Here is a 12,917-nt window from a genome sequence, read left to right on the forward strand (position 1 = left end):
CCCATGAATGGAGCAAGAAAAATGATGACCCAATCTCTATCGATGAGCCGCCTGCTGCGCCCCGTGCGCATCGGCTCGGCCCTGCTGGCAGCGCTGCTGGTACTGGCCGGCTGCTCGGTGGCCCCGACCTATGAACGTCCTTCGGTGGACACCCCGGCCGCCTTCAAGGAAGCCGCCCCGACCGCGCAGACCGGCGAAAACGGCAGCCAGTGGAAGACCGCCCAGCCCGCCGAAGACATCGCCCGCGGCCAGTGGTGGAAGATCTTCGGTGACGACAAGCTGAACGCCCTCGAAGACACCGCCCGGCAAGCCAACCAGGACCTCAAGGCCGCCGCCGCGCGACTCGGCCAGGCGCGCGCCCTGACCCGCGATGCACGCTCGGGCTACTTCCCGCAGGTGGATGCAGGGGTCGGCGCGACCCGCCAGCGCCCTTCGCCCGCCTCACAAGGGTTAGCGGCCGATGCCAATACACAACCGTTCACTCTGTATCGCGCACAAGTGAATGTTTCTTACGAAGTTGACCTGTTCGGCCGGGTCGCCTCCACGGTCGATGCCGCCACCGCCGATGCCCAGCGCAGCGAGGCATTGTTCCACTCGGTGCTGCTGGCCTTGCAGGCCGACGTGGCGCAGCAGTATTTCCAGGTGCGCGAACTGGATGCCGCCGCCGAGCTGTACCGCGGCACTGTGGACCTGCGCCAGGAATCGCTGCGCCTGGTGCAGCGCCGCTTCGATGAGGGTGATATCAGCGAGGTCGACGTCGCCCGTGCCCGCTCCGAACTGGCCTCGGCCCAATCGGAGGCGCTGGGCATTGCGCGCCAGCGCGCCAGTGCCGAACATGCGCTGGCGATCCTGCTGGGCCGCACCCCGGCCGAGTTCTCGCTGCCGCCACAACCGCTCACGCGCCTGAACGTATCGGTGCCGGCCGGGCTGCCTTCGGCGCTGCTGGAACGCCGTCCCGACATCGCCGCCGCCGAGCGCGCCATGGCTGCCGCCAATGCCCGCGTGGGCGTGGCCAAGTCGGCCTTCTTCCCGGCGCTGAACCTGACCGGTGGCCTGGGGTATGAGTCGGCGCAACTGGGCGATCTCTTCAACTGGTCCAGCCGCACTTTCCTGCTGGGACCGCTGGTAGGCACGGCCTTGTCAATGCCGCTCTTCGATGGCGGCCGCCGTCAGGCCGGTGTGGATCGTGCGCGCGCCAGCTATGAAGAACAGGTGGCCACCTATCGCGGCACGGTCTTGAATGCCTTCCGCGAAGTGGAAGACAACCTGGCCAATCTGCGCATCCTGGATGACCAGAACCGCGCCCAGGATGAAGCCGTGGCCGCCTCCTCGCGCGCAGCCAAACTCTCGCACACGCAGTACCGCGAGGGTGCGGTGAGCTACTTCAGCGTCATCGATGCCGATCGCACCGTGCTGCAGACCAGGCGCGCCTCGGTCACGCTCGATGGCGAACGCGCCCGTTCCACCGTCAACCTGATCCGCGCACTGGGCGGCGGCTGGGGCGCACCGGCGACGCAGCTGTCTTCCTCGAAGTAGGAGCGCCCGCAGCGACAAGCAACAAACAAAAACCAGCAATACGAAAAACCGGCCCGCATCCTTCGATGCGGGCCGGTCATGCAGCAGAATTTCCCGTGGTACTTCAGCCCGCCCCGCACCCAGCGACGGCGGGCATTTTTTACGCCACCTGCGGCAAGCCCGCCCGCTGCAACAACTGGCTGCAGCGCTGCGACAAGGTCACCACGCGCAGGTCCTTGCCAAGTCGGGCATAGCGCTCGGCCAGGGTCTGCACGGCGGCAATGGCGGAATGATCGGCCAGGCGCAGATGGCGGCAATCCAGGGTGACCTGCTGCGGATCATTGACGGTATCGAACAATTCGAGGAAATGCGTGGTGGAGGCAAAGAACAGCGTGCCATGCGGCAGGTAGGTGCGGCTGCCGTCGTCTTCATCGCGCACATCCGAGCGCACTTCGCGCGCATGCTGCCAGGCGAAGTTGAGCGCGGCGATCACGATGCCGCACAACACTGCCACGGCCAGATCGGTCAGCACCGTAATGACCGTCACCGCAATGATGACCAGCGCGTCGTTCCGCGGCACCTTGCCCAGCACCCGCAGCGAGCCCCAGGCGAAGGTCTCCTGCGCCACCACCAGCATGACCCCGGCCAGCGCGGCCAGAGGAATGCGCTCGATGGCCGGCGAAAGGAACAGGATGAACAGCAGGATCATGCCACCGGCCACCGCCCCGGAGAGCCGCGACCGGCCGCCGGAGCCGAGGTTGATCATGGTCTGGCCGATCATGGCGCAACCGCCCATGCCACCGAACAGGCCCGAGACGATGTTGGCCGCGCCCAGGGCCAGGCATTCGCGGTTGGGCTGGCCCCGGCTGGAGGTGATCTCATCGGTGAGATTGAAGGTCAGCAGGGTTTCAAGCAGGCCGACGATGGCCATGAGTACCGCGTAGGGACCGATGATGCGCAGCGTCTCCAGGTTCATCGGCACGCTCGGCCAGTGCAGTGGCGGCAGGCCGCCGGCGATGTGGGCCATGTCGGCCAGCGTACGGGTATGCAGGCCGCTGGCCCAGGTCACCAGTCCCACCCCCAGAATGGCCGCCAGCGCCGGTGGAACCGCCTTGGTCACGCGCGGCAGCAGCCACACGATCAGCATGGTCGCCAGGGTCAGGCCGATCATGATGGCCAGCGCCGAGCCCTGCAGCCATTGCGGACCGGCAGCAGTATCGACACGGAAATGCTCCAGCTGCGACATGGCGATCACGATGGCCAGGCCATTGACGAAACCCAGCATCACCGGATGCGGCACCATGCGCACCAGCTTGCCCAGCCTGAGCGCACCGAAGAGCAGCATGATCACGCCCGAGAGCACCACCGTCGCCAGGAAATACTGTGCACCATGCTGCACCACCAGCGCCACGATGACCACGGCCATCGAGCCGGCAGCCCCGGAAATCATGCCCGGGCGGCCACCGAAAAGAGCCGTGATGGTACAGATGAAGAAAGCACCATATAGCCCCATGAGCGGGTTCAACTGGGCCACCAGCGCAAAGGCGATACATTCGGGCACCAGTGCAAAGGAAGTGGTAAGGCCGGCCAGTACGTTCTGGCGCAGATCGCGCAGGCGCGAAGTCGGGGTGGCGATAGTCGTCATGGGCAAGATCAGCGGGAAAACAGCAGGAAAACAGCAGGAAAGCAGCAGCCGCAGACGTCAGGGTCGCGGCAGGAATGGAACAGCAAGCAATGACATGTACGATGTCGTGCCGACAACTCACGCGCGGCATGCCGCACGGCGGGCAGGAAAGGAAGTCCTTATTTTACCGCATTGCAGCATACGCTGCCCGGACGCTGCCTGTCCGCCTCATTCGCGGGAATACAACACTCGCAAGGCGACGCGTTTTTCGGCTGGGGGCAACTGATTGACAGCCAGCAGGTAGGCGATGGAGGCATCGCAGGTCGCCACCGGATCGGCCTGGCGCCGCAATGGCGAGGACAGCAGTTTCAACTGTTCCTGGGTCAGCGGGGCCAGCGCCTTGCGCATGACGCGGGTCCGCTCGGCCAGGCTGTAGCGCCCGGCGTTGGCCGGGTCGGCATCGCGCAGCAGGCGCTGGGTCATCTGTTGCTCGCGGTTGGCGAATTCCTGTGGCAGCGCCGCTTGCGGGGCTTCCCGGCCGGCCGCGGCATCGGCGCGCGAACGGGGATAGATCAGTTCGGTACAGGCCGACACGCTGATGCCGCGCAGCGCCACGGCCTCATCCAGCAGCAATTGCTGGAACTCGGCGAGCGATTCATCGGAGGCGATGGGCAGCAGCCGCCGACTCAGCAGTCCGACCTGCTCGCGCCCCACGGCCAGGATCTCGGCATCCGAGGCATGCGCCTGCACCTTGGCCCAGGCCAGGTCGATGGTCCGGGCGAAGGCGGCCGGATGATAGCGCGCCATGATGTCGAAGAGCGCGCCCTTCTTGAATTCGGCCTCCAGCACATCGCGCGACGTGGCGATGGTGGCGATCTGCGCGGTCTCGCCGCCCGGTGCCAGGCGCGTGAGCACGCCGGCCTGCAACAGTTGGCCCAGCTCGGGATACCAGCTCTGCGCTGCCGGCGTATCGGCAATGCGTTCGATGAAGTCATGCGGCAGGCCCAGCTTGCCGTAGGTCTCGAAGGTCAGCTTGCGGTCGAAGCTCTTGTTGATGCGGTCATCGCCGCCGACCGTGTAGAGCGTATGGAAACCGATGTGCGCGCGCGGGTCCATGGCACGGTCACGGCCGGCCAGGAAGGCCAGCGTGCAGGAGGACGAGCACTCCTGTTCCACATAGGTGTTGAGCCGGTGACGACGGATCACCTCGCCCACCAGCTTGCCCTCGCGCACCCAGCCACCGGCCGAATACAGCACCACGGTGCGCACCGAGGGGTGCTGTTGCAGGACCGCATCGAGGCCATCGGCTGCACCATCGTTCATGCCACCTTGCAGCAGGACCGACTTGCCATCCACCCGCACCTGGTACACCACGGGTGGCCCCAGTTGCTTGCCCAGCGCGATGTCCAGCTGTTCACGTACCGAGTGCGCCGCCCGCCAGGTGCTGGTGACCATGCTGATGACACCACAGAGGATGAGGAACTTGACCACCACCTCGGCCCAGCGCCGTCCGCCGCGCCCCACATGCTTGCTGGCCGAGCGCCAGCAGCCGCATACGCCCCAGGTCCAGGCCAGATAGCTGAAGGCGGCGATGCCCAGCACCCCGGCCATGCCGTAGCGCGCCGGCATGTCGTTGGTCAGCCGCGCCAGCACCGAGATGGCCAGCGCCGGTACCAGCGAGGTCAGCAGGACGGTATGCAGCCAGTAGGAGCGGCCCAGCCCATAATCGCCGCGCCAGTGACGACGCACGAAACCGGTGGACGAACGGGTGGGAACGGGAGATCGGGTTACTGCCTCGGACACGTGGTGCTTTTCCTCGATGCGCTGCGGCCAGGCACACAGCGTCTTCAATGAAAGGTGACTTTATGAAGACCTCAGCATAACCCAGCTTGGCGATGCCGTCGCGCTTTCAGCCGCCGTGGCCGGGAATGCGCGACAGGTCGACCTGGTCGATCTGGCTGGGGTGCATGAATTGTTGGGCATACTTCTCGTAGATGCGTTCCCGCACGAACAGATCGAACAGATCCGGATCGATATGGTTGCGTTGCTTGAACCCGGCCAGGATCTCGACCGCCTCGTTGAGCGTATTGCCACGCTTGTAGGGCCGGTCGGCGGCGGTCACCGCCTCGAAGATGTCGGCCACCGCCATGATGCGGGCCTGCACCGACATCTGCTCGCGCGTGAGGCCCTTGGGATAGCCCTTGCCATCCATGCGCTCGTGGTGGCCGCCGGCAAACTCCGTGACCCGCGCCAGCTGCCTGGGCCACGGCAAGGATTCCAGCATCTTGATGGTGATGACGATGTGGTTGTTGATGATGGCGCGTTCGGCATCATTGAGGGTGCCGGCACGGATGCGCAGGTTGCCTGCTTCCTCGTCATCGAGCAGTTTGCGCAGCTGGCCATCGGGGCCGCGCCAGCTGCGCTCGGCGATGTCCAGCACGCGCTGCTGGTCTTCGGCGCGCATGCCTTCGGTGCCGTAGTTGATCTTGCGCAGGAAAGCCCGCTCCTCGTCCAAGGTCAGCAACTCGGCCTGCAGCCCGGCCTCCAGTTCGGCCACGCGTTGCGGGGTCAGCGCGGCGCCCAGCGCCAGTTTCTCCTGCAAGACGCGGATCTCGGCATCGCGCTTGAGGACTTCGAAACGCGTGTCGATCAGGTGAATGCGATCGAAAATGGTCTCCAGCTTGGTCGCCTTTTCGACGATGTGACTGGGCGTGCCGATCTTGCCGCAATCGTGCAGCAGACCGGCCAGCCACAGTTCGCGGCGGTCGGCCTCGCTCATGCGGAAATCGGCCAGCGGTCCTTCGGTAGTATTGTGCGCGGCCTCGGCCAGCATCATGGCCAGTTGCGGTACCTGCTCGCAATGGCGCCCGGTGTGCGGGGATTTTTCACCGATGCCGATGTTGATGAGCTTGATCAGGCTTTCGAACAGGTTTTCCAGACGCGCGATCAACTGCTGGTTGGTCATCGTCATGGCGGCTTGCGCGGCCAGGGCCTCAATGAAGCGCTGGTCGGTTTCCGAGAAGGGAACCGCCTCGCCACTGTCGGCATCGATGGCGTTGATGAGCTGCAACACCCCCACCAGCTCGCCCTCGTGATCCTGCATCGGCACCGTCAGGATGGACTTGGAATGGTAGCCATACTTCTCGTCGAAGAGCCGCATGCCATTGAAATTGAATCCGCTGGCCTGGTAGACATCGGCGATGTTGACCGATTCCCGGGTATTGGCCGCATAGGCCGCCACCGCCGTCAGATTGGGCTTGCCGTCGGGCAAGCTCAGGGCGATGTCGGCAATCGAGATGACCTGGCCGCTGCTGCCACCCTGGTGCATCTTGAGGGTCTGGTTGACGGAAATGTCGAAGCGCAGCGCCTCGCCATTGTCGGTGGTGCGGTAGAGGGTGCCGCCATCGGCACGAGTGATGTCGCGCGCGGTCAGCAGGATGCGTTCCAGCAACAGGGGAATGTCGCGCTGGCTGCCCAGCTCGCGGCACAGGTCGGTGAGGCGCTCCAGCCGATAGGCGATGTCGCGGTGCTCGCCGGCAGTGGGCGCGAGATCGTGCATGCTGGCCGGGACGTTCATGCTTCCATCTCCCGCGCGCCACAGTGCGAACACTGGACGCGATGGCGGGTGTGAGTTGCTGGATGGACGACTGGCAACATGCGGCTCCCTGAAGCGTTGGCATACGGACATGGCGCGATCATTGCCAGAGGGCAATGTCGGCGCACTTTTGGCGGATGCTTTTTCGGCATCATCGCGATTTTAGAACGACTGCGCACGCCGTCTTGCAGCGAGCTTGAGGGGAATTGACCGCCAATTCTGCGCTTGCCCGACGCGCTCGCCAAGGCCGAGCTCAGGGATATCCCGATTGCACAGCACCGCTGAATCCCTTACCATCACGATATGTTGCATAATTTGCTACATCGTCCGCAAAGCCAGTCCGGACAAGGGTTTCCGGACTGCAACAAGGTTCCGAATCAGTCCGAGCGGTGGGGCCGGAACCCATAACCTATGAGCGGCAATCACAATGCGTGTAGAAATCCTGGGATGCAGCGGGGGCATCGGTGGCAATGGCATGCGCACCACCTCTCTGCTCATCGATGACGATATCCTGATCGACGCCGGCACCGGTGTCGGCGACCTGTCGCTGGCGCGGCTGGTGAAGATCGATCACGTCTTCATCACCCATGCGCACCTGGATCACATTGCCTGCCTGCCACTGATGATCGACAGCGTGGGCGACATGCGCAGCGCCCCGCTGACCATGCACGCCAGCGCGGCGACCATGGAGATCATCCGCAAGCACATCTTCAACTGGCACATATGGCCCGACTTCAGCGTCATCCCCGATGCCCAGCGCCCCTTCCTGCGCTTCGCCACGGTTGAGCCGGGCCAACCTGTGCAGCTGGGCCAGCGCAGCATCACGCCGCTGCCCGCAGCGCATACCGTGCCGGCCGTCGGTTACCAGGTCCGCAATCATGCCAGCGGTGCCTCGCTGGCCTTCAGCGGCGACACCTGTCGCTGTGCACCACTGTGGGAGGCGGTCAATCGCATCGACCAGTTGCGCTATCTGATCATCGAGGCCGCCTTCGCCAACCGCGACCGTGAGCTGGCACTGCTGTCCAAGCACCTGTGCCCCAGCCTGCTGCTGGAGGAACTGCAACACCTGCAGGGCCATCCGGAGGTCCTGATCACCCACGCCAAACCCGGACAACTCGAGGAGATCGCCGCAGAAATCGCGGCCGGGTCCGGCCCGCATCATCCGCGCATGCTGGCCACGGGAACCATACTGGAATTCTGACGGGCTGCCTGGCCAACGACAAAGGCGCCGCACATCCGTGCCGGCGCCTTTTTTCATGTCTGCGCCAGGCGCGGCCGGGCGCTTACTGGGTCACGCAGGCATCCAGCTTGGCCGCACCGATCTTTTGCGTCCCGGTATTGGCATTGCTGCTGATGGTCGGCGGCATCGTCACCGCCACGCCTTGCGTCGGCGGCACGATCACCGGCGGCAGCGAGATCGAGGGGACGAAACCGAACTGGCCCGCGCTGTAGAGTTGCGTGCCACTGGGGTTGGTGACCTGAATGGCACCGCTGACCACATCCACGTGCAAGCCGTTGGCCGGCGGCTGACCGTTGGGGGTCGGCACACCGCCGCAATCGTTCTGGCAGTACAGGGCGCCGAAGTGGGTGCCGCGGATACCGATGGTGGCCGTGGGCGTATCGAAATTGACGGCATCGTGGTTGCGCTTGCCAACCAGCCCGGTGACCGCCCGCAGTCCGCCCTTGACCAGACTGATGGCGACCGAGTCATTCTTCGGATCTTTATCGTCGTAGAGGTATTTGCTCACAGCCACCTCGGACCCCGGACGCAACACGATCTCGCCGTTGTCGACGAACTTGACGCGGGCATAGGTCTCGCGCTCGGTGATGAGCGTGTCGCCCTGCAGGATCGCCGACTTGACCGACAGCACCACGCGCGTACCGTCGGCATGCCGCACACTGAGTACGCCCGACAGATGGGTGACCTGCCCGACCACCGGCTGCGCCTGGGCGAAGGCGCAGGTCACCGCCAGCAGAAGCAGCAGTGCCATCACCAGCCCGATCAGTGGACGCCGGAACGAGGCCGGCGGATTTTGCTTGAAGAAATTCATGAAGATCACATCATCCGGTTATTACGGGTCATCCGTCGTGCATCCCGTATCACATCAGGTACACATCGGCAGCGGTTTCTTGGCCTGCTTGCGGTCCTCGCCCTCGTCACCGAAGTGGTCCGTCGTGCCACCCACGGTCTGGGTGGCATTGCCGGTCTGCTGCACCACACTGCCGTTGACGGGAGCCACCTCCGTGCCGGGCTGGGCGTTGTTCAGACTGGTCTGCAGGTCCTGGCTCTGCTGGTTCTGTTGTTGCTGCACGGCCTGCGCAGCCTGGCTGTTGCTCGAGCTGCTGGTAGTGCCCGTCACCGGAGTGCGGGTGCCATTGGCGTCAACGATGGTCACGCCCTGGGCATAACCGATGACCTGACCAGACGCCACCGACAGCAGTGCCACGCCCGGGGGCGAGGTCGAGATATTGGCGTTGATGGTCATCGAATCACCCGCCGACAGCGTGATGTTGCCCCCCGTGGAGACCAGAACCCCGTTGATCAGCAGTGTGTCATTGCTGCCCGAGGAGGCGCTGGCGGTCAGGGTAATGGTCCCGGTGGCGCTGACGCCGCCGGAACCGATCGTCAGCGGGCTGTGCGTCACGACGCTGACCGTACCGTTGCTGGTCTTGATCTGGCCACTGCTGTTGATGCCCAGGGTGGTGAGCCTGCTGCTGGTACTGATGGTCGCGCCGCTGGCCTCGGCGGGCAGGCTGCCGAGGAAGTTGGCCTTGGCGCCGATGGCTGAGGTCACCACGCCGCCGGTGTTGTCGATGCTGATATTGCCGCGCGTGGTCGTGACGCCATTGATGCTGACCGCACTGGCATCGCTGGTGTTGAGGGTGTTCTTCAAGGTGATGTCACCGGTGCCGCTGTTGTTGGCGGCAAAGCCTGCAATCTGGTTGCCGGTGTTGTTGAAGGTGATGCCGTTGCTGGCCGAGGCGATCAACTGCGACTTCACGTGCATTGCGGTTCCTGTGTTCTGGCTGAGATTGCCGCTGGCTGCCTCCAGCACCAGATTGTTGGCGGTGATGTTGCCAACGGCCAGAGAACCGTCAGCCTGCGACAGGGCCGCATCGGCCAGGGTCAGATTGCCGCCGCTCTGGCTGAAGGAGTCGGTCACCACCAGGCGCGAACCGACGTTGCCTGTGACGGTACCATTGGAGACCGTCAGGTTGGACAGGCGCACATCCCCTCCCAGGGTCAGGTCGCCTGCCGTCAGCACCGCCGTCATGCCGGACTGGGCGGCGCTGGCCACGGTGACGGTGCCGTTGAGCAGGACTGTCTGCCCCTCTCTGTAGTCCGTGCCGCCGATATTGAGGGTCCCGTTGCCGCTGGTAGTGCCATTGAGCACCAGGGCGGCAACGCTGCCCTCACTGGCGTCGCTGGCGACATTGACGCTGATGGTCCCGTTGTTGCTGGTACTGTTGCGCACCGTGAGCGTACCGCCTTGCTGATTGAGCTGGGCATCGGACCCGATCTGAAGATTGGCGACGGTATCGTCACCACTGCCATGCCTGACGCTCTGATCGCCCGTGATGACCACCGTATCGATCTGCGTCGGCATGTAGGTAGACACATTGCCTACCGTGGCGTTGCTGCTCCAGTTGGAGCGGTCTTCCCAGCCCCCCTCGGAATAGGAGGACTGCTGGTAAGTGAAGGTCTCGGCCCCGCGCAAGGACAGATTGGCCAGGCCATTCTCATCGTAGACCGCCTTGAACATCTTCTCTTGCTGCCCCGCGCCGACGATATCGCCCGTCACGGTGCCGAAGTAGTCGCTCAATTGCTGACCCTGAGCGAGGTTGAAAGGATTGATGCTCACCTCACCGGTAGGCGCATAGCCGTCCAGCAGGCGGGTCTTGAGCGTACCGCCCAGCCTGGCTGAGGACCACCCCATCAGGTCGATCTGGTCGTAGCTGTCGGCGCTGGCGATATCGATGAGCATCTTCCCGGTATCACCCTGACTGAAGCGGGGCTCGGTGGATTCACCAAAGCCTCTGAGGATGAGATGGCCCACAGTCCCATCGCTGCCCGGCGCCAGAACACCGTCATTGGTGAATGACCCGCTGACCGCAACGGTGCCGTTGCCGGCGATGGTGCCATTGGCCTCATTGCTGATGGCGGCGGCACTGATGTTGCCACCGGCCAGCGTCAGCAGACCGTAGTTGGTCAGACTGGCATTGCCCGTCACGTTCAGGGAAGCGGCGTCGCCGTTGAGGGTGAGCGTGGCATTGGCATTGTTGGTCACATCACCGCTGGAAGCGACGTTGCCGCTGATGTTGAACGTAGCGTTGTTGGTGATGCCATCACTACCAACGGACAGGCTGTTGTTGCCACTCGTGGCCACGTTGACGGTACCGTTGTTGTTGAGCGAAGTGATGTTGCCCTGGCCACCGTTCAGTGTCAGGGTACCGGCACTGTTGACGGTCACCGCGGCTGCGCTCAGGTTGCCGCTGCCCAGGTTGACCGTGCCATTGTTGATGAGCAGATCGCCGCTGGCCGAACCGTCGTTGACGCTCAGGGAGCCGCCATTGAGCAGAATGCGCGCGCCATTGTCGACGGTACTCAGATGACTCGTCTTGCCCTCGTCCAGGACACGGGCTTCCGAGACGACCTGCGTCCCCGGCCCGCTGTAACCGCTGTTGAGGATCAGATCCAGTGCGCCCCCCTGGCTGGTGATGTCAGCCGTGATGCTGATGTTGTTGGCGGCATTGAGCGTGAGCGAACTGTTGGCCGATCCGGTCTTGCTGATATTGGCCGTGACGTTGATGTTGCCGCCCAGTCCTTCGCCATCGCCCGTCACCAGCTGGACGTTGGTTCCGTTGTTGAGCTGGCTGGTGATGGTCTCTGCGGTGATCCTTGATCCGCTGCCGGTGGAGGTGATGGCGTAATCGCTTGAACAGGCAGGAATGCTGATGTTCACATTCTGCGAACCGGTGGACACCACATCCAGGTTAAGCGGATCGATGAGCCAGGTGCCGCCCGCTCCCACCCTGGGAACCTTCACCACTTCCAGTTGCTTCAGACCGGAGGTATCGACAAAGCCGCCCGCACCTGACGTGCCCAGTGCCGACACGTCGCCATCAATGAAGGCCGTATTGGCGGCATACAAGGTGACGTTGCCCCCCTGAGTGCCATCGGCATTGATGCTGGAGCTGGCAGTGGTGGTCAGGTTGCCCGATGCGCGCAGGAAGATGCGGCCACCTTCACGCACCACGCTGGAGGCATTGATGACGCCACTGTTGGTAATGAGACCGGCCGCCACGCCGATCCGCCCGGCCTCGGCCGTGATCGTGCCCAGGTTGGTGACGTTGCCGGCACTGCCGGTGACGTTGACGGTCACGCCCGGTGTGGCCGTATCGGCCAGGGTCACGGTCTGACCTGCGGCCAGGATGACCTCGCCCTGCGGGCTGGTGATGATGCCGCTGTTGGACGCACTGCCGCCGATCAGGTAAACGCTGCCACCGGTGGCGGAGGTGATCTTGCCCTGGTTGTCCACCAGTCCGGCAGTACCATCCTTGACGAAGTTGAGCCGGCCGGCCAGGAAGTCGCTGTCGCTCACGGCCAGCGAAGTGGCGATGAAGCGCGCTGCATCGACCGTACCGCTGGGGCCGATCACCACGCCATTGGGGTTGTACAGCACCACCGTGCCATTGGCCGAGAGCTTGCCGTAGATCTGCGAGATATCGGCTCCGGTCACCTTGGCCAGCAAGGCGGCCGAGGCACCCGGCTGGAGCACGTTGACGGTCGCATCCGCACCGATGCTGAAGGACGCGAAAGCGGCGATGGCCTGCGGCGAGAGCTGGTTGATGTTGAGCGTGTTGCCGTTCTGGCTGAAGCTGAGATTGCCGTTGACCACGCTCCACCCGGTGGGCAGGGTGCCAGGTGCCGGGGCTGCTGCCAGCGCCGTTGCCTGCCAGGCAGCGCACACGGCGGCCGCCGCCAGTGACAGGCGCAGGCCCGGCGCCAGCACGCGCACCCAGGCGCGTCGCAACAGACGCGACAACAGCATCGGCAGGGGCTTGCGTACGCGCCAGGTCAAGCTCAGGCGGCGCTTGCCCACGCGCACCGTGATCGATGGCGGCAGCAGTTCGATGGCCGGACGGGCCGGTACTTGCACGGCAGTGGATGGTGATGTCATG

At 64.4% G+C, this 12,917-nt stretch carries 7 protein-coding genes; 2 read left to right on the top strand and 5 right to left on the bottom strand.

Features of this window, described 5'->3' with window-relative positions; genetic code table 11:
• Positions 1-21 precede the first annotated feature (21 nt).
• Positions 22-1,536, top strand: coding sequence for an efflux transporter outer membrane subunit (locus tag ACODSZ_RS12195; protein WP_488927672.1), 1,515 nt, complete (start codon positions 22-24; stop codon positions 1,534-1,536).
• A gap of 139 nt (positions 1,537-1,675) precedes the next feature.
• On the opposite strand, the gene ACODSZ_RS12200 is transcribed toward ACODSZ_RS12195, so the two are convergent.
• The 3 genes from ACODSZ_RS12200 to ACODSZ_RS12210 all read right to left on the bottom strand — a co-directional run bounded on the left by ACODSZ_RS12200 (position 1,676) and on the right by ACODSZ_RS12210 (position 6,716).
• The gene (locus ACODSZ_RS12200; protein WP_175342940.1) at positions 1,676-3,160 is read right to left on the bottom strand and encodes a SulP family inorganic anion transporter; all 1,485 of its coding nucleotides are present in this window, start codon (positions 3,158-3,160) and stop codon (positions 1,676-1,678) included.
• 207 nt (positions 3,161-3,367) lie between these two features.
• Entirely contained in the window at positions 3,368-4,942 is a 1,575-nt protein-coding gene (locus ACODSZ_RS12205) for a COG3904 family protein (RefSeq protein WP_349627551.1), read from the bottom strand.
• Between the two features lie 106 nt (positions 4,943-5,048).
• Positions 5,049-6,716 carry an HD domain-containing phosphohydrolase gene (locus ACODSZ_RS12210; RefSeq protein ID WP_488927673.1) on the bottom strand — a complete coding sequence of 556 codons (1,668 nt, stop codon included), beginning with the start codon at positions 6,714-6,716 and terminating at the stop codon, positions 5,049-5,051.
• A 445-nt stretch (positions 6,717-7,161) separates the two neighbouring features.
• Between ACODSZ_RS12210 and ACODSZ_RS12215 the strand changes: the two genes are divergently transcribed.
• Entirely contained in the window at positions 7,162-7,935 is a 774-nt protein-coding gene (locus ACODSZ_RS12215; RefSeq protein WP_175342943.1) for a 3',5'-cyclic-nucleotide phosphodiesterase, read from the top strand.
• Positions 7,936-8,017: 82 nt separating this feature from the next.
• On the opposite strand, the gene ACODSZ_RS12220 is transcribed toward ACODSZ_RS12215, so the two are convergent.
• Entirely contained in the window at positions 8,018-8,785 is a 768-nt protein-coding gene (locus tag ACODSZ_RS12220; RefSeq protein ID WP_488927674.1) for a FecR family protein, read from the bottom strand.
• 54 nt (positions 8,786-8,839) lie between these two features.
• Positions 8,840-12,916 carry a beta strand repeat-containing protein gene (locus ACODSZ_RS12225; protein ID WP_175342945.1) on the bottom strand — a complete coding sequence of 1,359 codons (4,077 nt, stop codon included), beginning with the start codon at positions 12,914-12,916 and terminating at the stop codon, positions 8,840-8,842.
• Between the last annotated feature and the right edge of the window lies 1 nt (position 12,917).

This window comes from Herbaspirillum sp. FG34, from assembly GCF_057809315.1.